Source organism: Streptomyces coeruleofuscus, from assembly GCF_039532725.1.
In the GTDB taxonomy this organism is placed as follows: Bacteria; Actinomycetota; Actinomycetes; order Streptomycetales; family Streptomycetaceae; genus Streptomyces; species Streptomyces coeruleofuscus.
Window position 1 is genome coordinate 290,650 of the sequence record NZ_BAAASE010000003.1, and the last position, 20,637, is coordinate 311,286.

The 20,637-nt window shown below is 69.4% G+C and carries 21 protein-coding genes; 10 read left to right on the top strand and 11 right to left on the bottom strand.

Features of this window, described 5'->3' with window-relative positions:
- Window positions 1-17: 17 nt before the first annotated feature.
- Window positions 18-941 (top strand): TerD family protein, encoded by a 924-nt coding sequence (locus ABFX81_RS12575; RefSeq protein WP_346138062.1) that lies wholly within the window; start codon window positions 18-20, stop codon window positions 939-941.
- A gap of 64 nt (window positions 942-1,005) precedes the next feature.
- Here ABFX81_RS12575 and ABFX81_RS12580 read toward each other — a convergent pair whose 3' ends face one another.
- From ABFX81_RS12580 to ABFX81_RS12605, 6 genes are all read right to left on the bottom strand, one after another.
- Window positions 1,006-1,743, bottom strand: a complete 738-nt coding sequence (locus tag ABFX81_RS12580) for a Tellurium resistance (protein ID WP_086855661.1) — start codon at window positions 1,741-1,743, stop codon at window positions 1,006-1,008.
- Window positions 1,744-1,873: 130 nt separating this feature from the next.
- Entirely contained in the window at window positions 1,874-3,019 is a 1,146-nt protein-coding gene (locus ABFX81_RS12585; protein ID WP_086839196.1) for a DUF475 domain-containing protein, read from the bottom strand.
- 125 nt (window positions 3,020-3,144) lie between these two features.
- Window positions 3,145-3,720: a TerD family protein gene (locus ABFX81_RS12590; protein WP_086839198.1), complete on the bottom strand. Its 576-nt coding sequence runs from the start codon at window positions 3,718-3,720 to the stop codon at window positions 3,145-3,147.
- Between the two features lie 94 nt (window positions 3,721-3,814).
- Window positions 3,815-4,390, bottom strand: coding sequence for a calcium homeostasis/redox stress adaptation protein (locus ABFX81_RS12595; protein ID WP_086839201.1), 576 nt, complete (start codon window positions 4,388-4,390; stop codon window positions 3,815-3,817).
- 147 nt (window positions 4,391-4,537) lie between these two features.
- On the bottom strand, window positions 4,538-4,996 hold the full coding sequence (locus ABFX81_RS12600; protein ID WP_010048511.1) for a peroxiredoxin: 459 nt from the start codon (window positions 4,994-4,996) through the stop codon (window positions 4,538-4,540).
- A 132-nt stretch (window positions 4,997-5,128) separates the two neighbouring features.
- Window positions 5,129-5,566 carry a DUF3052 domain-containing protein gene (locus ABFX81_RS12605; protein ID WP_010048512.1) on the bottom strand — a complete coding sequence of 146 codons (438 nt, stop codon included), beginning with the start codon at window positions 5,564-5,566 and terminating at the stop codon, window positions 5,129-5,131.
- A 420-nt stretch (window positions 5,567-5,986) separates the two neighbouring features.
- Here ABFX81_RS12605 and aceE point away from each other — a divergent pair, with 420 nt between their 5' ends.
- Window positions 5,987-8,734 carry a pyruvate dehydrogenase (acetyl-transferring), homodimeric type gene (gene aceE / locus ABFX81_RS12610; protein ID WP_086839203.1) on the top strand — a complete coding sequence of 916 codons (2,748 nt, stop codon included), beginning with the start codon at window positions 5,987-5,989 and terminating at the stop codon, window positions 8,732-8,734.
- An 83-nt stretch (window positions 8,735-8,817) separates the two neighbouring features.
- Window positions 8,818-9,552 carry an ion channel gene (locus ABFX81_RS12615; RefSeq protein ID WP_086839205.1) on the top strand — a complete coding sequence of 245 codons (735 nt, stop codon included), beginning with the start codon at window positions 8,818-8,820 and terminating at the stop codon, window positions 9,550-9,552.
- Between the two features lie 63 nt (window positions 9,553-9,615).
- On the opposite strand, the gene ABFX81_RS12620 is transcribed toward ABFX81_RS12615, so the two are convergent.
- Both ABFX81_RS12620 and ABFX81_RS12625 read right to left on the bottom strand, forming a co-directional pair.
- Window positions 9,616-9,927, bottom strand: coding sequence for a small hydrophobic protein (locus ABFX81_RS12620; RefSeq protein ID WP_086839254.1), 312 nt, complete (start codon window positions 9,925-9,927; stop codon window positions 9,616-9,618).
- A 236-nt stretch (window positions 9,928-10,163) separates the two neighbouring features.
- Complete coding sequence (locus ABFX81_RS12625) at window positions 10,164-11,783, bottom strand: DHA2 family efflux MFS transporter permease subunit (RefSeq protein ID WP_086839207.1); 1,620 nt, start codon at window positions 11,781-11,783, stop codon at window positions 10,164-10,166.
- 115 nt (window positions 11,784-11,898) lie between these two features.
- On the opposite strand from ABFX81_RS12625, the gene ABFX81_RS12630 reads away from it, so the two are divergent.
- The 3 genes from ABFX81_RS12630 (at window position 11,899) to ABFX81_RS12640 (ending at window position 14,749) form a co-directional block, all read left to right on the top strand.
- A complete protein-coding gene (locus tag ABFX81_RS12630; RefSeq protein WP_086839210.1) occupies window positions 11,899-12,531 on the top strand; it encodes a TetR family transcriptional regulator in 633 nt (210 codons plus the stop codon).
- A gap of 73 nt (window positions 12,532-12,604) precedes the next feature.
- Complete coding sequence (locus tag ABFX81_RS12635) at window positions 12,605-13,813, top strand: alpha/beta hydrolase (RefSeq protein ID WP_086839212.1); 1,209 nt, start codon at window positions 12,605-12,607, stop codon at window positions 13,811-13,813.
- A gap of 66 nt (window positions 13,814-13,879) precedes the next feature.
- Window positions 13,880-14,749 carry a DUF4429 domain-containing protein gene (locus tag ABFX81_RS12640; protein ID WP_086839255.1) on the top strand — a complete coding sequence of 290 codons (870 nt, stop codon included), beginning with the start codon at window positions 13,880-13,882 and terminating at the stop codon, window positions 14,747-14,749.
- A 78-nt stretch (window positions 14,750-14,827) separates the two neighbouring features.
- On the opposite strand, the gene ABFX81_RS12645 is transcribed toward ABFX81_RS12640, so the two are convergent.
- Window positions 14,828-15,841, bottom strand: coding sequence for an aldo/keto reductase (locus tag ABFX81_RS12645; protein ID WP_086839214.1), 1,014 nt, complete (start codon window positions 15,839-15,841; stop codon window positions 14,828-14,830).
- Window positions 15,838-16,302: a MerR family transcriptional regulator gene (locus ABFX81_RS12650; RefSeq protein WP_059415352.1), complete on the bottom strand. Its 465-nt coding sequence runs from the start codon at window positions 16,300-16,302 to the stop codon at window positions 15,838-15,840. The genes ABFX81_RS12645 and ABFX81_RS12650 overlap by 4 nt, the downstream gene beginning before the upstream one ends.
- A 97-nt stretch (window positions 16,303-16,399) precedes the next feature.
- Here ABFX81_RS12650 and ABFX81_RS12655 point away from each other — a divergent pair, with 97 nt between their 5' ends.
- Entirely contained in the window at window positions 16,400-16,867 is a 468-nt protein-coding gene (locus ABFX81_RS12655) for a GNAT family N-acetyltransferase (RefSeq protein WP_086839216.1), read from the top strand.
- A gap of 18 nt (window positions 16,868-16,885) precedes the next feature.
- A complete protein-coding gene (locus ABFX81_RS12660; protein WP_086839218.1) occupies window positions 16,886-17,701 on the top strand; it encodes a serine hydrolase in 816 nt (271 codons plus the stop codon).
- Here ABFX81_RS12660 and ABFX81_RS12665 read toward each other — a convergent pair.
- The gene (locus ABFX81_RS12665; protein ID WP_086839257.1) at window positions 17,698-18,348 is read right to left on the bottom strand and encodes a pirin family protein; all 651 of its coding nucleotides are present in this window, start codon (window positions 18,346-18,348) and stop codon (window positions 17,698-17,700) included. The genes ABFX81_RS12660 and ABFX81_RS12665 overlap by 4 nt on opposite strands.
- A gap of 61 nt (window positions 18,349-18,409) precedes the next feature.
- Between ABFX81_RS12665 and fasR the strand changes: the two genes are divergently transcribed.
- Both fasR and ABFX81_RS12675 read left to right on the top strand, forming a co-directional pair.
- Entirely contained in the window at window positions 18,410-19,615 is a 1,206-nt protein-coding gene (gene fasR / locus ABFX81_RS12670; protein WP_086839220.1) for a fatty acid biosynthesis transcriptional regulator FasR, read from the top strand.
- Window positions 19,616-19,704: 89 nt separating this feature from the next.
- Window positions 19,705-20,637, top strand: coding sequence for an ACP S-malonyltransferase (locus tag ABFX81_RS12675; RefSeq protein ID WP_086839222.1), 933 nt, complete (start codon window positions 19,705-19,707; stop codon window positions 20,635-20,637).

Below are 20,637 nucleotides of genomic sequence, written 5' to 3' on the forward strand. Positions count from 1 at the left end.
GAAGGCAGGATGACCGCATGACGCACGCGATGCTGAAGGGGTCGAACGTCCCGCTGGAAGTCACCACGGTACGCGCCGTGCTGCGCTGGACATCCGGGCAGGGGGTTCCGGACGTCGACGCCTCCGCGCTGCTCCTCGGCCCCGACGGTCGTGTGCGCTCCGACGAGGACTTCGTCTTCTACAACCAGCCCCGGCACCCTTCCGGGAAGGTGTGGCGGCTCGGCAAGAAGCGGGTCGCCGAGGGCCTGACCGACACGATCCAGACAGATCTCGCCGGTGTCGAGTCGGGAGTCAGCCGGATCCTGCTGGTCGCTTCGGCGGACGGCGTCACGTTCGACCACGTACGGGCCCTGCGCATTCTGCTGTACGACGCGGCGGGCTCCGGCGCTGAGGCGCTGGCGTACTTCGACGTCAAGCCGGAGACGGGCGAGGAGACGGCGCTGATCTGCGGCGAGCTGTACCGGCGCGGGGAGGGCTGGAAGTTCCGGGCGCTGGGCGAGGGCTACTCGAACGGGCTTCAGGGGCTCGCGACCGACTACGGCATCTCGGTGGACGAGTCGGAGGCGATGGAGGAGACGTCGGGGCAGCCGGCCGCGGTCGGCGCGGACCGGCCCGCGACCGCCGACCCGGCCCAGCCCACGACCTCGGCCCCCGCCCAGCCCGCCCCCGAGGTGTCCCGGCCGCTGCCGCCGGAGCAGCCGACCGCGGTGCCCACGCAGCCGGGGTACGGATACCCGCCCCAGCAGCCCCCGGCGACCCAGCCGGCGTACGGCTACCCGCATCCCACCAGCCAGCCCGCCTACGGCTACCCGCAGGCGCCGGCGACGGCGGGCGTCACGGGGGCGCAGTCCGGCTACGGCTACCCGGAGCCGGTCGCCGCCGCGGCCCCCGACCCGGACTTCCGCCTGCCCCCGCAGGGCCCGCAGTTCATCGGACGTTAGACGGAGCCAGGGAGGGCCGGCACCCGCGAGGGCCCGGCCCTCAGCCCGGCCCTCAGCCCGGCCGTCAGCGCTCGACCTTCGTCTTGTAGCCGCGGCCCCACTGGAGCCCCCACCCGTACAACCGGTCCAGCTCGGCCTGGAAGCCGTAGACGAATTTCGCCTCGCGGCGCACGATGATCTCGTCCTTGACCTTTTCGATCATCACGACGGCGCAGGAGCGGGCCTGCGGCTGGCGTTCGTCGAGGTGGATCTCGATGCGGGGGCCGTTGCTCGGGTAGAGCGTGACGATGGCGTGGGCGCGGTCGAAGGCGGGTGTCGCGTCGTAGATGTAGACGAAGACCAGGAGCCGCTTGATGCTGTCGCGGTGGTCGAGGTTGATGTACATCGTCTCGCCGGACGCGGAGCCGAAGCGGTCGTCGCCGCTGAGCTTGACGAACGGCGCGGCGTTGACGTCGCCGAAGTAGCCGCCGAGGGGCTGGACGACCCCCTTGCTGCCGTCCTGGAGTTCGTACAGACAGCCCAGGTCGAGGTCGACGTTGACCACGCTCTGGCTGTGGCCGATGACCTCCGGCGGTTTGAGGGCCCTGAAGGGGTGCCGCAGCAGACTCTCGCGCTGCGGGCCGCCGATGTCGGAGGTGCGCATCCGCCAGCTCAGGTTGACTCGGAGATGGCCGGTGGCCGCACTCTGTTTGGTGAGTGATATCTGCGCGCGCCGCTTGGTCAGTTCGATCGCGTTGGTTGCCGCGTGCCCCGAGTCGAACTGCACATCGCGCCCGCGCCGGAGTCCGTCGAACAGGCCCATTCCGCCCCCACCTTGACTTGGGGGCCGCGGGTTCTCGCCGTACCCGCGGCCCTTGACGACCGACGGGGCGGCCGCCGAGGACTCGCCTCGGTGGCCGCCCCGCACAGAGCGTTCCTCACCCGGAGGGTTGTCACACCCCGGACGAGACCTCGGTCTTGTCGTCCGAGCCCGCGTTGCCCTCTGCCGCCGCCAGGGCACGGTTGCGGCGGACGGAGGACCAGAAGGACCAGGCGATCAGGATGACGCCGACCGAGCCGGTGATGAACTCGTTGATCTCGTACCGGATGGTGACGAGCAGAATCATGGCGAGCGCGCCGATCGCGTAGTGCGCGCCGTGCTCCAGGTAGACGTAGTCGTCGAGGGTGCCCTCGCGAACGAGGTAGACCGTGAGCGACCGGACGTACATGGCACCGATGCCGAGGCCGAGGGCCATCAGGACGATGTCGTTGGTGATGGCGAAGGCGCCGATGACGCCGTCGAAGGAGAAGGACGCGTCCAGGACCTCCAGGTAGAGGAACATGAAGAACGCGGCTTTACCGGCCACGACGACCGCGGAGCGCGGCTTGCCGGAGCGGACGGCCTCTTCCTCCTGCTCGTGTTCGCGTTCCTCCTCCTCTTCGAGCTTGTCCTCGAAGTAGCCGGAGAGACCGCCGACGATCATGTAGGTGATCAGGCCGCCGATACCGGAGAGCAGAACCGTCTCCGCCTTGTCGACGTGCGTGCCGCCGTGCTGGTGGGCGTGGGTCGCGAAGGTCATCGCCGAGATCAGCAGGACGATCAGCGCGATGCAGACCGACAGCATGTCGACTTTGCCGAGCTTGGCCAGCGGGCGCTCCAGCCACCCGAGCCACTTGATGTCCCGGTCCTCGAAGATGAAGTCGAGGAAGATCATCAGCAGGAACATACCGCCGAAGGCGGCGATCGCCGGGTGGGCGTCCGTCACGAGCTGCTGGTACTGGTCCTTGTCGGTGAGCGCGAGGTCGACGGCCTCGATCGGCCCGAGCTGCGCGCTGAGAGCAACGATCACGACGGGGAAGACCAGCCGCATGCCGAACACGGCGATCAGGATGCCGATCGTGAGGAAGATTTTCTGCCAGAAGGCACTCATCTTCTTCAGGATTCCGGCGTTGACCACCGCGTTGTCGAAGGACAGCGAGATCTCGAGGACGGACAGGATCGCTACGAGCCCGAGGGCGGCCCACCCTCCGTAGAGGACCGCTGCGACCAGGCCGAGCGCGGTGACCGCGAACGACCACCCGAAGGTTTTCAGAAGCACTGGCTACCCAATCGTGTGTGTACGGGTCTCTCCCGTGCCGTACCCGGCTTTACGAACTTTTGAAGCCGAAGTCTAGTCGGCCACCCTTCGCACCCCACGGGGCCCCGGGTTTTGCTCATATCGCGTTACGTGACGTTGACCCCGAAGTCCAGTGCGATGCCCCGCAGCCCCGACGCGTACCCCTGCCCGACGGCCCTGAACTTCCACTCGCTCTGGTAGCGATAGACCTCGCCGAAGATCATCGCGGTCTCCGTGGAGGCGTCCTCGCTGAGGTCGTAGCGGGCGAGTTCCTGGCCGTCCGCCTGGTTCACCACACGGATGAAGGCATTGCTGACCTGTCCGAAGGTCTGGCCGCGTTCGTCGGCCATGTGGATGGAGACGGGAAAGACGATCTTGTCGCAGTGGGGCGGCACCTTGGAGAGGTCGATCAGGAGCGACTCGTCGTCGCCGTCGCCCTCGCCGGTGAGGTTGTCACCGGTGTGCTCCACGGAACCGTCCGGGCTCTTGAGCTGGTTGTAGAACACGAACCACTCGTCCCCGAGCACCCGCCCGCCGCTGCACATCAGCGCGCTGGCGTCGAGGTCGAACGGGGCTCCGGTGGTCGAGCGTGCGTCCCAGCCGAGCCCGATCACCACCTGAGTGAGGTTCGGTGCGGCCTTGGACAGGGAGACGTTGCCTCCCTTGGCGAGCGTGACGCCCATGGTTCCCTCCCCGGGTGTGTTTCTCAGGTGGGTCCTGCACGTCCGGCGCCGCACGTAAACCGTGCGGCGCCGGACAGAGGGACCTTTGAGTGGCTCAGACGTTCACGCCGAAGTCCTGCGCGATGCCGCGCAGACCCGAGGCGTAGCCCTGGCCGATGGCGCGGAACTTCCACTCGGCGCCGTGCCGGTAGAGCTCACCGAAGACCATGGCGGTCTCGGTGGAGGCGTCCTCGCTCAGGTCGTAGCGGGCGATCTCGGCGCCGCCGGCCTGGTTCACGACGCGGATGAACGCGTTGCGCACCTGGCCGAAGGACTGCTGGCGGGTCTCGGCGTCGTAGATCGAGACCGGGAAGACGATCTTCTCGACGTCGGCCGGGACACCGGCGAGGTCGATCTTGATCTGCTCGTCGTCGCCCTCGCCCTCACCGGTGAGGTTGTCACCGGTGTGCTCGACCGAGCCCTCGGGGCTCTTGAGGTTGTTGAAGAAGATGAAGTGCGCGTCACTGGCGACCTTGCCGGACGAGTTCAGCAGCAGCGCGCTGGCGTCCAGGTCGAAGTCGGTGCCGGTCGTGGTGCGGATGTCCCACCCCAGACCCACGATGACCGCGGTCAGGCCCGGGGCCTCCTTGGTCAGCGATACGTTGCCGCCCTTGCTGAGGCTGACTCCCACGAGTCCTCCATAGGTGTTCAGGGGCGGGATGCCCCGTGGTGCTCGGATGTCGGATCAACGAGTCGATCCTAGTAACGGGTTCCCGCCCCTCGCAGGCCCTGGAGCCGACAAATCGGCGGGTGTCGAGCGCATGACGCCCGACCGGCGTCACAGGGTGTCGAGCGCCTTCACGTAGTCGTTGAGGTCGCGCGCGTCCGGCAGGCCGTTGACGACGGTCCAGCGCACGACGCCCTCCTTGTCGATGACGAAGGTGCCGCGCACGGCGCAGCCCTTGTCCTCGTCGAAGACGCCGTAGGCGCGCGAGACGTTGCCGTGCGGCCAGAAGTCCGACAGCAGCGGGTACTCCAGGCCCTCCTGCTCGGCGAAGACGCGCAGCGTGTGGATGGAGTCGTTGGAGACGGCGAGCAGCTGGGTGTCGCGGTCCGAGAACTGCGGCAGGTTGTCCCGCAGCTCGCACAGCTCACCGGTGCACACGCCGGTGAAGGCGAAGGGGTAGAAGAGCAGCACCACGTTCTTCCGACCGCGGAAGTCGGACAGCTTCACGCTCGCGCCGTGGTTGTCCTTGAGCTCGAAGTCGGGGGCCTTCTCGCCGACCTGGATCGCCATCGTTGTGGGTGTCCCTTCATGGGGCTTCTCGAACGGGACACACCCTACGCAGGGACCGGCACAGACCGGTGGGCGGGCCGACGATGCCGGCCCGCCCCTTCCGTACGACCGACGCGTGAACGCGCCGTACGGCTAACGCTTCGACTTGGCGGCTTTGGGTGTCGCCAGCCGGCTGCCGCTCCAGTCCTTGCCGACGCTGACGCTCTTCGACGCCGTCAGGCCCGCCGTGGTGGCGGCTTCCGAGATGTCGCTCGGCTCGACGTAGCCCGAACGGCCCGTCTTCGGCGTGAGGAGCAGGATCGCGCCGCCCTCTTCGATGTACGTGGTGGCATCGACCAGCGCATCCGTCAGGTCGCCGTCGTCGTCACGGAACCACAGCACAACGGCGTCGGCCACGTCGTCGTAGTCCTCGTCCACCAGGTCGCCCTCGACGATGCCCTCAATGGCCTCGCGGAGTTCCTGGTCCACGTCGTCGTCGTAGCCGATCTCCTGGACCACCTGCCCGGGCTGGAACCCCAGCCTGGCGGCAGGGTTCGTCCGCTCCTCCGCGTGGTCCGCGGTCGCGCTCACGGGGTGCCTCCTGATCATGTCTTGGGAAATATCTCAGCCACGCGCGTGCGCGAAGCATTGGCCGTAGTCCACACGGGCGGGACGGATCGCGCAAGTACCCGGCCGTTCAGACCGCCGAAACGGTGACGATCCTGGCGGTGTCACCGCAACACCAGGCACACCATCATGGTCCAAGGTGACGCACACCACACCTTTCTGCCCTGTTTGGGCGTTTGGGAATCGTCTGTGGGTACGAGACTCGAAGGTATTCGCCCCATACGTCACGGAGCCGTTCCCACGCCCGGGTTACCGCTGGGTAGAGATGACGTTTACGGCCCCGAGGTGGACCATGGGGAGCGGCGCGGCCAGAGCGACGACCGACGACCGGCGACCCCAGCGAAACAGCGGCCCTCGCAGGCCCTCTGACAGGTAAGGAACAGCGTGGCTTCCGCATCCGATCGCAACCCGATCATCATTGGCGGCCTTCCGAGTCAGGTTCCTGACTTCGATCCCGAAGAGACGCAGGAGTGGCTCGACAGCCTCGACGCCGCCGTCGACGAGCGTGGCCGGGAACGCGCCCGCTACCTGATGCTGCGGCTGATCGAGCGGGCCCGCGAGAAGCGCGTGGCCGTGCCGGAGATGCGCAGCACGGACTACGTCAACACCATCCCCACCAAGAGCGAGCCGTTCTTCCCGGGCAACGAGGAGATCGAGCGGAAGATCCTCAACGCGACCCGGTGGAACGCGGCGGTGATGGTGTCCCGCGCCCAGCGCCCCGGCATCGGCGTCGGCGGCCACATCGCCACGTTCGCGTCCTCCGCCTCCCTCTACGACGTCGGCTTCAACCACTTCTTCCGCGGCAAGGACGAGGGCGACGGCGGCGACCAGGTCTTCTTCCAGGGGCACGCCTCGCCGGGCATCTACGCCCGCGCCTTCCTGCTGGACCGGCTCAGCGAGCAGCACCTCGACGGCTTCCGCCAGGAGAAGTCGAAGGCGCCGCACGCGCTGTCGTCGTACCCGCACCCGCGGTCGATGCCGGACTTCTGGGAATTCCCGACGGTGTCGATGGGGCTCGGCCCGATCGGCGCGATCTACCAGGCGCGCATGAACCGCTACATGGAGGCGCGCGGGATCGCCGACACCTCCAAGTCGCACGTCTGGGCGTTCCTCGGTGACGGCGAGATGGACGAGCCGGAGTCGCTGGGCCAGCTGTCCATCGCCGCCCGCGAGGGCCTGGACAACCTCACGTTCGTGGTCAACTGCAACCTCCAGCGCCTCGACGGGCCGGTACGCGGCAACGGCAAGATCATCCAGGAGCTGGAGTCCATCTTCCGCGGCGCCGGCTGGAACGTGATCAAGCTGGTCTGGGACCGCACCTGGGACCCGCTGCTGGCCCAGGACCGCGACGGCGTGCTGGTCAACAAGATGAACACCACGCCGGACGGGCAGTTCCAGACCTACGCCACGGAGACCGGCGCGTACATCCGCGACCACTTCTTCGGTGACGACCACCGCCTGCGCGCGATGGTCGAGGGCATGACCGACGACCAGATCCTGCACCTGGGCCGCGGCGGTCACGACCACCGGAAGATCTTCGCGGCGTACAAGGCGGCCGTGGAGCACAAGGGCCAGCCGACGGTGATCCTCGCCAAGACGATCAAGGGGTGGACGCTGGGCCCGAACTTCGAGGGCCGCAACGCCACGCACCAGATGAAGAAGCTGACGGTCGACGACCTGAAGCGCTTCCGCGACCGGCTGCACCTGCCGATCCCGGACAAGGAGCTGGAGTCCGGCGTGCCGCCGTACTACCACCCGGGCCCGGAGTCGGAGGAGCTCCAGTACATGCATGACCGCCGCAGGTCGCTCGGCGGTTACGTCCCCACGCGCGTCGTCCGGTCCAAGCCGCTGCCGCTGCCCGAGGACAAGACGTACGCGACGGTGAAGAAGGGCTCGGGCCAGCAGTCCATCGCGACGACGATGGCGTTCGTCCGTCTCCTCAAGGACCTCATGCGGGACAAGGAGATCGGCAAGCGGTTCGTGCTGATCGCGCCGGACGAGTACCGCACGTTCGGCATGGACTCGTTCTTCCCGAGCGCGAAGATCTACAACCCGCTCGGCCAGCAGTACGAGTCGGTCGACCGTGACCTGCTGCTCGCCTACAAGGAGGCGCCGAACGGCCAGATGCTGCACGACGGCATCTCGGAGGCGGGCTGCACGGCGTCCCTGATCGCCGCCGGCTCGGCCTACGCGACCCACGGCGAGCCGCTGATCCCGGTCTACGTCTTCTACTCGATGTTCGGCTTCCAGCGCACCGGCGACCAGTTCTGGCAGATGGCCGACCAGCTGGCCCGCGGCTTCGTCCTGGGCGCGACCGCCGGCCGTACGACCCTGACCGGTGAGGGCCTCCAGCACGCCGACGGCCACTCGCAGCTGCTGGCCTCCACGAACCCCGGCTGCGTGTCGTACGACCCGGCGTTCGGCTTCGAGATCGCGCACATCGTCAGGGACGGCCTGCGCCGGATGTACGGCAGCTCCGAGGAGCACCCGCACGGCGAGGACGTCTTCTACTACCTGACCGTCTACAACGAGCCGATCCAGCACCCGGCCGAGCCGGAGAACGTGGACGTCGACGGCATCCTCAAGGGCGTGTACCGCTTCAGCGAGGGCACCGGCGGCTCGATCCCGGCGCAGATCATGGCGTCGGGTGTCGCGGTGCCGTGGGCGGTCGAGGCGCAGAGGATCCTCGCGGAGGACTGGAACGTCAAGGCCGACGTCTGGTCGGCGACCTCCTGGAACGAGCTGCGGCGCGAGGCCGTGGCCTGTGAGGAGCACAACCTGCTGCACCCCGAGGAGGAGCAGCGGGTGCCGTACGTGACGCGGAAGCTGGCCGACGCGCAGGGTCCGGTCGTGGCCGTGTCCGACTGGATGCGAGCGGTTCCGGACCAGATCGCGCGCTGGGTGCCGCAGACGTACCAGTCGCTCGGCGCGGACGGCTTCGGCTTCGCCGACACGCGGGGCGCGGCCCGGCGCTTCTTCCACATCGACGCGCAGTCGATCGTGGTGGCGGTGCTGACGGAGCTGGCCCGTGAGGGCAAGGTCGACCGGTCGGTGCTCAAGCAGGCCATCGACCGGTACCAGCTGCTCGACGTGTCGGCGGCCGACCCTGGGGCCGCGGGCGGCGACGCGTAAGACGCCAGGCCCTGTCAAGGGGTGGTGAGCCTCACGGGTACACCGTGGGCACACCACCCCTTCACCTTTCCTACGATTCGGCCATGCAGCAGCAGTCGGCCCAACTCCGTTGGGAACAACAAACGCAGCGGCCCCTCTTCGGCCTGGCCCTGGCGTTCGCCGTCGCCTACGCCGTGCCGATCGTCCGGCCCGACGCGAGCCGGGACGTGGTGGAGGTCTGCACGGCCGTCGAGTGGGTGGTGTGGGGTGCGTTCGCACTCGACTACGTCGTACGGCTCGCGCTCGCCGAGCAGCGCAGGGTGTTCGTACGGACGCACTGGCTCGACCTGGGCGCGGTGTTGCTGCCGATGATTCAGCCGATGCGGTTGCTGCGGCTGGTGTCGACGCTGTTGCTGGTCGGGCAGCGGGCCCGGATGGCCTCGCAGATAAGGCTGACGACCTATGTCGGCGGTGCGGTGGTCGGGCTGCTGATGTTCGGGTCGCTGGCGGTGCTGTCGGTGGAGCGGGACTCGCCGGACGGGAACATCCGGACGCTGGGTGACGCGGTGTGGTGGTCGTTCACGACGATGACGACCGTGGGGTACGGGGATCATTCACCGACCACCGGGCTGGGGCGGATGCTCGCGGTGGGGTTGATGCTGTCCGGGATCGCCCTGCTGGGTGTGGTGACGGCGAACATCGCGGCGTGGTTCATCGCGCGGTTCGAGAAGGACGACGTGGAGGAGCGGCGGCAGACGGAGGCGATACGGGAGTTGACGGAGGAGGTGCGGCGGCTGCGGGGGGAGGTGGCGGCGTTGAAGGGGACGTCCGTCGAGTAGTGCTCGGCGCACAGAGGTGGGCCCCCGGCCTGTGGCCAGGGGCCCTTCCCTCACGTCCCCGGGTCAGAACAGCATGCCGTTGCCCGGGGTTGTCGCTCCGGCCAGCCAGATGATGGCCAGGAGCGTGTCGATGGCGCCCAGTACGAGGGCGACCACGGCCGTGGCCGGGCGGGAACCCGACCAGGTGCGGCCCATGGCGAGCCAGCCGCAGACGATCGCCGCGGGGCCGAGGATGATCCCCAGCACGAAGAATCCGGCAACCGCGCAGATGACACCGATGATTCCGAGCGTCGCGCGATCCGGCCCGGTCCGTGACCACGTCCGGCCACGTGAGCGGGGGTGCCTGCGCGTTCCGTGTCCGAAGCTCGCCATCATCAACTCCCGTAAACCCTCGGTCGGTTGGGGTTCGGTCTTCGGGTACGACATGGCGAGTACCCCCAAAACGGGCCTCAATCCCGCTGCTTGCGCGCTGCCCCCCTCCAGCAGCGCGCCGCAGCGTCCGTCCTCCATGCCCTGCGGAGGACTTGACCCACTGTGACCTGCGATGCCCGCCGGAGGGGAGTGGTCGGCGGTCTTGTTCACCCTGATAGGCGAACACCCGGGAGAGACCGTCAGATGTGCGCGGCGCCCGCTCCGGCGCCGGCGTTCTCACCGCGCTTGGTGAGGAACGCCACCAGCACCGCCACCACGGCGACACCGGCGGCGACGAGGGACGCCGCGCTCATGCCGGAGATGAACGTGTCGTGCGCGACGCCCGTGATCTTCGCGGCGATCGCGTCCGGCGTCCCCGGCGCCACCGGCGGCACACCGACCTGGACGGCCTCGGACGCCTGGTGCTCCTGCTCCGGCGTCAGCGGCGGAAGCCCCGCCTTCGTCCAGTTGCCCGCGAGGTCGCTGTCGACCTTGGAGGCCATCACGGCGCCCAGCACGGCCGTGCCGAGGCTGCCGCCGATCTGCATGGCGGCCTGCTGGAGACCGCCCGCCACGCCCGACAGCTCCATCGGGGCGTTGCCGACGATGACTTCGGTCGCGCCGACCATGACCGGCGCGAGGCCGAGGCCGAGCAGGGCGAACCAGACCGACATGATGCCGCTGCCGGTGTCGGTCTCCAGCGTCGACATCCCGTACATGGCGATCGCGGTGAGCGCCATACCGCCCGCGAGCGGGATCCGCGGGCCGACCTTGGTGATCATCGCGCCGGCGAGCGGCGAGCCGACGATCATCATGCCGGTGAGCGGGAGCAGGTGCAGTCCGGCGTCGATCGGGCTCATGCCGTGCACGTTCTGGAGGTAGAACGTCACGAAGAACAGCCCGCCCATGAAGGCGATGGCCATCAGGATCATCAGCACGACACCCGCGGACAGCGGGACGGAACGGAACAGCGCCAGCGGGATCAGCGGCTCCCTGACCTTCGTCTCCCACAAGGCGAACAGCGCGAAGCCCACGACCGACGCGACGATGAACGCCCACGTCCTGCCGTCGCCCCAGCCCCACTCCGGAGCCTTGATCAAGGCCCAGACCAGGCAGAACATCGCGGCGGACAGCAGGGCGATGCCGAGGATGTCGAAGGAGCGCGGGGCGTTCTCGGCGCGGTGGTCGAGGAGGATCCAGACGCCGAGGACGACGGCGAGGACACCGACCGGCACGTTGATGAAGAACACCGACTGCCAGTTGACGTGCTCGACGAGCACGCCGCCGAGGATCGGACCGCCCGCGGTGGACGCGCCGATGACCATGCCCCAGATGCCGATCGCCATGTTGAGCTTCTCGGCCGGGAAGGTGGCGCGCAGCAGGCCGAGCGCGGCCGGCATCAGCAGCGCGCCGAAGAGACCCTGGAGGACGCGGAAGGTGACGACCAGCGCGATGCTGTCGGACAGACCGATGGCCCCCGAGGCGGCGGCGAAGCCGACGACGCCGATGAGGAAGGTCTGCCGGTGACCGAAGCGGTCGCCGAGCTTGCCCGCGGTGATCAGGGAGACCGCGAGGGCGAGGAAGTATCCGTTGGTGATCCACTGGACCTGGGCGAAGGTGGCGCCGAGGTCCTTCTGTATGGCGGGGTTGGCTATCGCCACGATGGTGCCGTCGAGGGCCACCATCATGACCCCCACAGCGACGGTGATGAGGGTGAGCCAGGGGTGCCCTCGCAGCCCCTTGCCCGGCGTCGCGCCCGACGGCGTCGCCGGTGCCTTGCCCCCCGACCCCGTCGTGTCGATGGTGGTCTGACTAGTCATGCTTCGAGGCTAATGACAGTCACTGACAATTGACAAACCAATTCACAAGTCGGTAACTGACACGACACCCTCCATATAGCCTGAACTGGGCAGACCCTTCAGAGAAAGGCACCTCTTGAACCTGCGCGAACGCAAGAAACAGCGCACCCGGGACGCGCTGCTGCGGGCCGCCCTGGAACTGTTCGCCACGCGCGGGTACGAGGAGACGACCGTCGACGACATCGCCGCCGCCGTCGACGTCTCGCAGCGCACCTTCTTCCGCTACTTCGCCGGCAAGGAGGAGACGGCGTTCTACGTGACGCGGCTCGCGGAGACGCAGGTCGTCGAGGCCGTACGGGCCCGCCCGCCGGGAGAGGCCCCGCTGGAGGCGCTGCGCCGGGCCCTGCTGGAGAGCTGGGACACGATCAACGAGACGATCGAGGAGATCGTGCCGGTCGACGTCCATATGCGCGTCTACCGGGTGATCGAGTCGACGCCCGCACTGCTCGCCGCCCATCTGCGGAGGGCGACGGAACTGGAGGAGGAGCTCGCGCGCATCATCGCCGAGCGCGAGGGGCTCGACGTGGACGCGGATCCGCGGCCCAGGATCGTCGTGGCCCTCTTCGGCGGAGTGATTCGTGTCACCGAGCGACTGTGGTCCGCGGGGGACGACCTCACCCTCGAAGGAATGCGTCAACTGACCGCCACCTACCTCGATCAGGTGGGTCCAGCCCTGGCCGGGAACTGGCGTACGGGACACTCCCCTTAGCACATTCACCGAAACGTGATCCCGGTCACTTGGTTAACGCGAGACCCCTTCGTTCTCCTAGTGTGTCCTTTCAGTGACTTCCTTCGACACCACCCCGCAGCTCAACGTCTGGCGCGCACTGCTCGCTCTGGCCGTCGTGTTCGTGATGCTGGCGACCACCGGCTGGACCGCCCTGCGCAACCAGCGGGGCGACACACCGCTCCAAGCCTCGCTCTCCGCCTGGGAGGACGGCCGCATCGGCGGCTACCGGCTGCCGGACCCGCAGTCCCAGCCGGCGAAGCTGGCCCGCTTCTTCTCCTCGCTCACCGAGCGGGACCGCGGGAGCCTGGTCCGCAAGTACCCGCTCGCGGTCGGCAACATGAACGGCGCCCCGGTCGAACTGCGCTACCGCGCCAACCGCATCGCGCTCGGCCAAGCACGCGAGGTCGAGCGGGAGCGCATCCACGACAGCCGTCTCACCCCGTCCGGGAAACATGAGGCGAGCCGCCGGATGCACCGCTACGAAGACCTCATGGAGAAGGACCGCCGCATCCTCGCCTTCGACCCCGACGGTTCGGGGCGGGTGGCGGAGGTCTTCGGCGACCTGCGCGAGGCGGACCGGGTCTCGGTCGTCGTCCCCGGGGTGGACACCGACCTGCTCACCTTCCAGCGCACCCGCCGCAAGTACTCGGCGCCCGTCGGCATGGCCGAGTCCCTGTACGCGGCCGAGCGGGCGACGAGCCCCTCGACCCGTACGGCCGTGATCGCCTGGGCCGACTACACGGCACCCAGCGGACTCGGCATCGACTCGGCCACGGCGATGCGCGCCAAGGAAGGGGCCGTACGGCTGAACGCGTTGGTGCGGGCACTGCCGGGGGGCTCGCCGGTCTCGCTGTTCTGCCACAGCTACGGCTCGGTGGTGTGCGGGGTCGCCGCGCACTCGCTGCCGGGCCGGGTGTCCGACATCGCGGTGGCCGGCAGCCCGGGCATGCGCGCGGAGAAGGCCGCCCAGTTGCAGACCACCGCCCGGGTGTGGGCGATGCGGGACGCCGACGACTGGATCCAGGACGTGCCGTACCTGGAGGTCGGCGGGCTGGGCCACGGGGCCGACCCGGTGTCCAGCGGGTTCGGTGCGCGGGTGCTGTCGGCTCAGGGCGCGAAGGGTCACGCCGGCTACTTCGAGCCGGGCACGGCAAGTCTGATGAATTTCGCAGAGATCGGCGTTGGCGCATACCGCTCGGTGCACTGCGCGCACGAAGACGGCGTCTGCCGGACCGGTTTGTCCGGCACGGCGGCGGCCTGACGCGCGTAGAGGCGAAGGAATTGCGGTCTGCTCGGGAGGGGGACGGAGGAGCGCGTGCCGCATACGATGAGCCGCATGGGTGACGTACTGGCCGGATTGCATGCCGCCTGGGAGTTCGAGTCCGACTCCGTGCTCATCCGTTACGAGCGGGGAATTCGAACACCCAAGCTCTTCCAGGCGCTGGGGGAACGTCGTGTGCCCCTGGAGGCGATCGCCGGGGTGACACTGACCCGCGGGAAGCGCGGCACGGTGGTGCTCCGCGTCGAGCCGCGGCCCGGTGCCGACCCGTTGATGGAGGCGGCCGCCGGGCAGCTCAAGGACGGCGGCGACCCCTACCGGCTGGTGCTGCCCGCCGAGCGGGAGGTCCTCGCGGAGTACTACGCCGAGGAACTGCAAGGGCTGCTGACGGAGTCAGGACCGGCGGAGCGGTTCCTCGTGGAGCCGCCCAAGGGGCCGTTGTCGTTCAAGGCGTACGACGGGAAGGCCTCGTTCGACGGGCGGACCGTGAACTTCCGGTGGTTCTGGACGGGAGCGTCGTCGGCGAAGTGGAAGGCCGGGGACCAGAGCTTCTCCGTCGGGGAACTGAACGGGGTGGAGTGGCGGTCGCCCGAAGTCTTCGAGGGGCATCTGCGGTTGCTGCGGCGTGATGAGGCGGGGGCGGGGGCCGGGGCTGCTGCGCAGGCCGACCAGGATCCTGCCGCGGTGGTGTTCGGGCTGGGGTACGGGCCCGTGCACGAGTCACTGCCGTTCGCTGCGGCGGTGTTGGCGGCGGTGCGGACGTCGAGTCCGGTGGCGGCTGTGTCCGCGGCTGGGCCGCGGCGTGATCCTGCGGATATCGCCGAGCGGATCCGGCATCTCGGGGAGTTGCATCAGGCCGGGTTGGTGACCGATGAGGAGTTCTCGGTCAAGAAGGCGGAGTTGTTGGCGGAGCTTTAGCGTCTGCGGGGTGCTGCGCGCCGGCGGGTGCGGGTGCTTCGTGGCCGGTCGCGCAGTTCCCCGCGCCCCTGAGAACCTTTACTCACGGCCTGCTGAAGTGAACGCCATGTCCGCGTAGCGGTTGCCCGCCACCTGGGCCGCGATGCCGTCCAGCAGATCCAGTTGCTCGTCCGTCAGGACGATCCTGGTCGCCGCCGTGTTCTCCTCCACCCTGGACGGCTTGCGCGTGCCGGGGATCGGGATGACCGGTAGGTCGCGGATCGTCGCCTGCTGCTGGACCCAGGCCAGGGCGATCTGGCCGAGGGACGCGTCGTGAGCCTTGGCCACCGAGCGGATGAGTTCCAGCAGGGTCGCGTTGGCCGTGGCGTTGTCGCCCGTGAAACGGGGCTGCTGGCGGCGGAAGTCGTCGGGGGTCAGGTCCTCGGCCTTGGCGAAGGAACCCGTGAGGAAGCCGCGGCCCAGCGGGGAGTAGGGGACCAGGGCCACGCCCAGGTCGCGGGCCGCGGGGACGACCTTCGGCTCGATGTCACGGCTGAAGAGCGACCACTCCGACTGCACGGCCGCGATCGGGTGCACCGCGTGGGCGGCGCGGAGTTCGTCCGCCGTCACCTCGCTCAGGCCCAGGTGCTTGACCTTGCCCTCGCGGACCAGGTCGGCCATGGTGCCGACGCTCTCCTCGATCGGCACGTTCACATCGCGCCGGTGCATGTAGTAGAGGTCGATGACGTCGACGTCGAGGCGCTTCAGGCTCGCTTCCACGGCCTGGCGGATGTAGGGCGGGTCGTTGCGGATGACGCGTCGCGTCGGGTCGTCCGGGGGGATCGACAGGGCGAACTTGGTCGCGATGACGACCTCGTCGCGGTGGGCCTTGAAGAACGGCGAGAGGAACCGCTCGTTCTCGCCGGCGCCGTACGCGTCGGCCGTGTCGTAGAAGGTGACGCCCAGTTCGAGCGCCCGTTCGAGGGTGGCCCGGGACGCGTCGGCGTCCACGGGGCCGTAGGCGAAGCTCATGCCCATGCAGCCGAGGCCCTGGACACCCACCTCGGGGCCGTGGTCGCCGAGCTTCGCCGTCGTGATCCTGCCGTCCGTCATCGGGACCTCTCCGACGCCAGGGCACGCCCGGCGTCCGCGTAGAAACTGATCTTCCTGTCGAGCACGGCGAGCGTGCCCCGGAGTTCGTCGATCCTGGCCAGCACGTCCTCGCGGGTCGTCTTCAGCAGCTCGAAGCGCTCGCCGTAGGTGTGGTCGCCCTCACGCACGAGTTCCGCGTACCGGACCATGTCCGCGACCGGCATGCCCGTCAGGCGGAGCTTGCCCACGAGGTCGAGCCAGTCGAGGTCGCGGTTGGTGTAGCGGCGCTGGCCGGTGTGGGACCGGTCGATGTGCGGCATCAGGCCGATGCGCTCGTACCAGCGCAGGGTGTGCGCCGTCAGGCCCGTCAGGGCGACGACCTCGCTGATCGTGTAGCGGTCCTGGCCGTCCGGACGCCGGTTCTGCTGCGGCGGGCCGGCGCAGGTGTCGGTCCTGGTACCCGTGGTCTCCATCACCGTCATGCCCCAACGCTAGAACCTTGGAGTGCACTCCAAGCAAGCGCCGACGGTAAGAAATCGGCAGGACACTTCTTGATCGGGCTGGTTAGCGTAGGGCGTCATGAGTGTCGTACGCCGCGCCCTGCCCGAGGACGCCGAGGAAGTCCTGCGTCTGCGCCAGATCATGATCGACTCGCTGTTCGGCGACCCCGCCACCGCCTGGCACGGGGAGTCGCTGCCCACGCTGAAGGCCAAACTGGGCGCCTCGGGCGGGGACTTCACGGCGTTCGTGGTGGACCACCCCGAACGGCCGGGCACGCTGGCCTCGCTGGTGGCCGGGACGATCGACTACCGCATCGGCAAGTCGGGCGATCCGCAGGGCATGGTGGGTTTCGTCTTCAGTGTCGCCACCGACCCGTCCGCCCGGCGCCGTGGGTACGCCCGCGCGTGCATGACCACGCTGCTGGAGTGGTTCCGCGAGCGCGGCGCCCGGCGCGTGCAGCTCACCGCCTCCCCGGAGGCCCAGCCGCTGTACGTCTCCCTCGGTTTCCGGCCCAAGCCCGACCCCTTGCTGGAGCTGACGCTCTGAGCGCATAGGCTCGAACGCATGTCGCTGAAGAGCCTCGCGTTGATCGAGAACTGGCCGGTTCCCACCGCCGCTGCGGGTGTCGTACGAGCGGACGGCACCGTCCTGGGCACCCACGGACCGGCCGGACAGCGGTTCCCGCTCGCGTCGGTGACCAAGCCGCTCGCCGCCTACGCGGTCCTCGTCGCGTACGAGGAGGGGGCCATCGAACTCGACGAGCCCGCCGGTCCGGCCGGCTCGACGGTCCGGCACCTGCTCGCCCACACCTCGGGCCTCGCCTTCGACGAGCACAAGGTCACGGCCGCGCCCGGGGAACGGCGGCTGTACTCGAACGCCGGCTTCGAGCAGCTCGGCGACCATGTCGCGAAGGCGACCGACATCCCGTTCGGGGAGTACCTGCGGCAGGCCGTGCTGGAGCCACTGGGGATGGCCTCGACGACCCTCGACGGCTCTCCGGCCAAGGACGGCGTGTCCACGGTCGAGGACCTGCTGCGGTTCGCGGCCGAGGTGCAGGCCCCGCGCCTGCTGGACCCGCGTACGGTCGCCGAGGCGATGACCGTGCACTACCCGGGCACGAAGGGCGTGCTGCCGGGGTACGGGCACCAGAACCCCAACGACTGGGGGCTCGGCTTCGAGATCCGCGACTCCAAGTCGCCGCACTGGACGGGCTCTTCGTCCTCGCCGCGCACGTTCGGTCACTTCGGGCAGTCCGGGACGTTCCTGTGGATCGACCCCGGCACGCGGGCCGCGTGCGTCGCGCTGACGGACCGGGCGTTCGGGCCGTGGGCGATCGAGGCGTGGCCGGCGTTCACGGACGCGGTGCTCGCGGAGCTCTAGGTCATCTCCCAGACCAGCAGCTCCGCTTCCGTCACGCCCTCGGCCTCCAGGCCCTTGCCGCCGGTGATCCGGGCCGCGTCGCCGGTGCCCAGCGTCTCGCCGTCCAGGCGTACCTCACCGCGTACGACGTGCACGTACGCGTACGCCGCGTCCGGTACCGCCGTCCGCTCCCCCGCCCCCAGGCGCCGTACGTGCAGCATCGCGCCGGCCTCCGGGACGGCGTAGGGCGTCGAGTCGGCGATGCCGTGGACGACCTCGTAGTACCCGTCGCCGCCGGGCCGGAGCGGGGCCAGCCACATCTGGACGAAGGTGAGGGGGCCGGGGCCGTCGTTGCGCTCCACGTGGCGCACCCCGCCCGCCGAGCTGAGCCGCTGCACGTCTCCGTGGCGCACCACCGACTCGTGGCCGGCGGAGTCCCGGTGCGTCAGCTCCCCCTCGACCACCCACGTCACGATCTCGGTGTGGCTGTGCGGATGCTCGTCGAAGCCGGCGCCGGGCGCCAGGTGCTCCTCGTTGCAGGCGATCACCGCGCCGAAACGGAGGTTGTCCGGGTCGTAGTGGGGGCCGAAGGAGAAGGCGTGCCGGCTCTCGATTCCGGCCGCCGGGTCGCCACCTCGGTAGCGCTCGTCAGCGCGCCGTACGTCCATCACGGAGTCCACCGTAGACCCGGCGACGCACCTTCCCGTCCGGATAAGGCAGTCTTGTCCCGTGCCCGAACCCGAAACCAGCAAGAACGAAGCCGCAGCACACGACGTCCACCCGCATGCCGCGACGCTGAAGCGGCTGGAGAAGTCGTCCGGATCGCTCGCCGCGCAGGCCATCGCGCGGATGGACGAGACGCTGCCCTGGTACCGGGCCATGCCCCCGGAGAACCGTTCCTGGATCGGTCTGGTCGCGCAGGCGGGTATCGCCGCCTTCACCGAGTGGTTCCGGCGTCCGGACGCCCCGCAGGCCATCTCCACCGACGTGTTCGGAACCGCGCCCCGCGAGCTGACCCGGGCGATCACGCTGCGGCAGACCGTGGAGATGGTGCGCACCACCATCGAGGTCATGGAGAGCGCGATCGACGAGGTCGCGGCCCCGGGCGACGAGAACGTGCTGCGCGAGGCCCTGCTCGTGTACGCCCGGGAGATCGCCTTCGCGACCGCCCAGGTGTACGCGCAGGCCGCCGAGGCGCGCGGCGCCTGGGACGCCCGGCTCGAGTCCCTGGTGGTGAACGCCGTGCTCAGCGGCGAGGCCGACGAGGGAGCCGTGTCGCGGGCCGCCGCCCTCGGGTGGAACTCGCCCGAGCACGTGTGTGTCGTGCTCGGGACGGCGCCCGACGGGGACAGCGAACTGACCGTCGAGGCCATACGACGCGCGGCCCGGCACGCCAAGCTCCAGGTGCTCACCGGGGTGCTCGGCGACCGGCTGGTCGTCATCGCGGGCGGCAGCGACAACCCGCTGGCCGTCGCCAAGTCGCTCATCGGCCCGTTCGCCGCCGGGCCGGTCGTGGCGGGCCCGGTGGTGCCGGATCTGCAGGCCGCGACCCGGTCCGCGCAGGCCGCGGCGGCGGGCCTCAAGGCGTGTTCCGCCTGGCAGGACGCCCCGCGCCCGGTGCTGGCCGACGACCTGCTGCCGGAGCGGGCGATGGCCGGTGACCCCTCGGCCCGTGAGCAACTGGTGGAGGAGATCTACAGACCGCTGGAGGAGGCCGGGGCCGCGCTCCTGGAGACCCTCAGCGTCTATCTCGAACAGGCGAGCAGTCTGGAGGGCGCCGCCCGGATGCTGTTCGTCCATCCCAACACCGTCCGCTACCGGCTTCGACGTGTGACTGACGTCACCGGCTGGTCACCCTCCGATGTACGCTCTGCGTTCACACTTCGGATCGCATTGATCCTGGGGCGTCTGGTCGATGGAGATCCGCAGCCCTAAGGTTTTGTCGGGGCTCGACAAAACCCCCTCGTGTTCTTCGTCCCTGTCCCCACGGGCGGCCGTGCCCGTCCTCAAGAGAGAGTGTGAGAGTGCTCGTACTCGTCGCTCCCGGCCAGGGCGCCCAGACGCCCGGCTTCCTGACTGCATGGCTCGACTTCCCCGGTGTCCGCGGTGCCCTCGAGGCCTGGTCGGACGCCGTGGGACTCGACCTGATCCGTTACGGCACCGAGGCCGACGCGGAGGAGATCCGCGACACCGCGGTGGCGCAGCCGCTGCTGGTCGCGGCCGGACTGGCGTCCGCGTACATGCTCTTCGACGACCCGGCCGAGCTGCCGGGCAAGGTCGGCGCCATCGCCGGGCACAGCGTCGGTGAGATCACCGCGGCCTCGCTCGCCGGAGTGCTCCCCCACGAGGAGGCGCTCCGCCTCGTCCGCACCCGTGGACTCGCCATGGCCGAGGCCGCCGCCGTCACCGAGACCGGCATGGCCGCTCTCCTCGGCGGCGACCCCGAAGTGACGGTTCCGCACCTGGAGAAGCTGGGCCTGACCCCGGCGAACATCAACGGCGCGGGCCAGATCGTCGCGGCCGGCACCAAGGAGCAGCTCGCCGCGCTGGAGGCGGACAAGCCCGAGGGCGTGCGCAAGGTCGTCGCGCTGAAGGTGGCCGGCGCGTTCCACACCCACCACATGGCCCCCGCGGTCGACACGCTGGCGAAGGCCGCCGAGGCCCTGACGCCCGGCGACCCGAAGGTCACCTACGTCTCCAACAAGGACGGGCAGGCGGTCGCCGCCGGCACCGAGGTGCTGGATCGTCTGGTCGGCCAGGTCGCCAACCCGGTCCGCTGGGACCTGTGCATGGAGACGTTCAAGGAGCTCGGAGTCACCGCCCTGATCGAGGTGTGCCCCGGCGGGACCCTCACCGGGCTGGCCAAGCGTGCCCTGCCCGGTGTGAAGACGCTGGCCCTGAAGTCCCCCGCCGACCTCGACGCGGCTCGCGAGCTCATCGCCGAGCACAGTGCCTGA

Excerpts from the sequence above, each read along its gene's own strand:
- ABFX81_RS12575 (WP_346138062.1), top strand. The coding sequence starts at position 18 with ATGACGCACGCGATGCTGAAGGGGTCGAACGTCCCGCTGGAAGTCACC.
- ABFX81_RS12580 (WP_086855661.1), bottom strand. The coding sequence starts at position 1,743 with ATGGGCCTGTTCGACGGACTCCGGCGCGGGCGCGATGTGCAGTTCGAC.
- ABFX81_RS12590 (WP_086839198.1), bottom strand. The coding sequence starts at position 3,720 with ATGGGCGTCACGCTCGCCAAGGGAGGCAACGTCTCCCTGTCCAAGGCC.
- ABFX81_RS12600 (WP_010048511.1), bottom strand. The coding sequence starts at position 4,996 with ATGGCGATCCAGGTCGGCGAGAAGGCCCCCGACTTCGAGCTCAAGGAC.
- ABFX81_RS12615 (WP_086839205.1), top strand. The coding sequence starts at position 8,818 with ATGCAGCAGCAGTCGGCCCAACTCCGTTGGGAACAACAAACGCAGCGG.
- ABFX81_RS12620 (WP_086839254.1), bottom strand. The coding sequence starts at position 9,927 with ATGATGGCGAGCTTCGGACACGGAACGCGCAGGCACCCCCGCTCACGT.
- ABFX81_RS12625 (WP_086839207.1), bottom strand. The coding sequence starts at position 11,783 with ATGACTAGTCAGACCACCATCGACACGACGGGGTCGGGGGGCAAGGCA.
- ABFX81_RS12640 (WP_086839255.1), top strand. The coding sequence starts at position 13,880 with ATGAGCCGCATGGGTGACGTACTGGCCGGATTGCATGCCGCCTGGGAG.
- ABFX81_RS12645 (WP_086839214.1), bottom strand. The coding sequence starts at position 15,841 with ATGACGGACGGCAGGATCACGACGGCGAAGCTCGGCGACCACGGCCCC.
- ABFX81_RS12650 (WP_059415352.1), bottom strand. The coding sequence starts at position 16,302 with ATGACGGTGATGGAGACCACGGGTACCAGGACCGACACCTGCGCCGGC.
- ABFX81_RS12655 (WP_086839216.1), top strand. The coding sequence starts at position 16,400 with ATGAGTGTCGTACGCCGCGCCCTGCCCGAGGACGCCGAGGAAGTCCTG.
- ABFX81_RS12660 (WP_086839218.1), top strand. The coding sequence starts at position 16,886 with ATGTCGCTGAAGAGCCTCGCGTTGATCGAGAACTGGCCGGTTCCCACC.
- ABFX81_RS12665 (WP_086839257.1), bottom strand. The coding sequence starts at position 18,348 with ATGGACGTACGGCGCGCTGACGAGCGCTACCGAGGTGGCGACCCGGCG.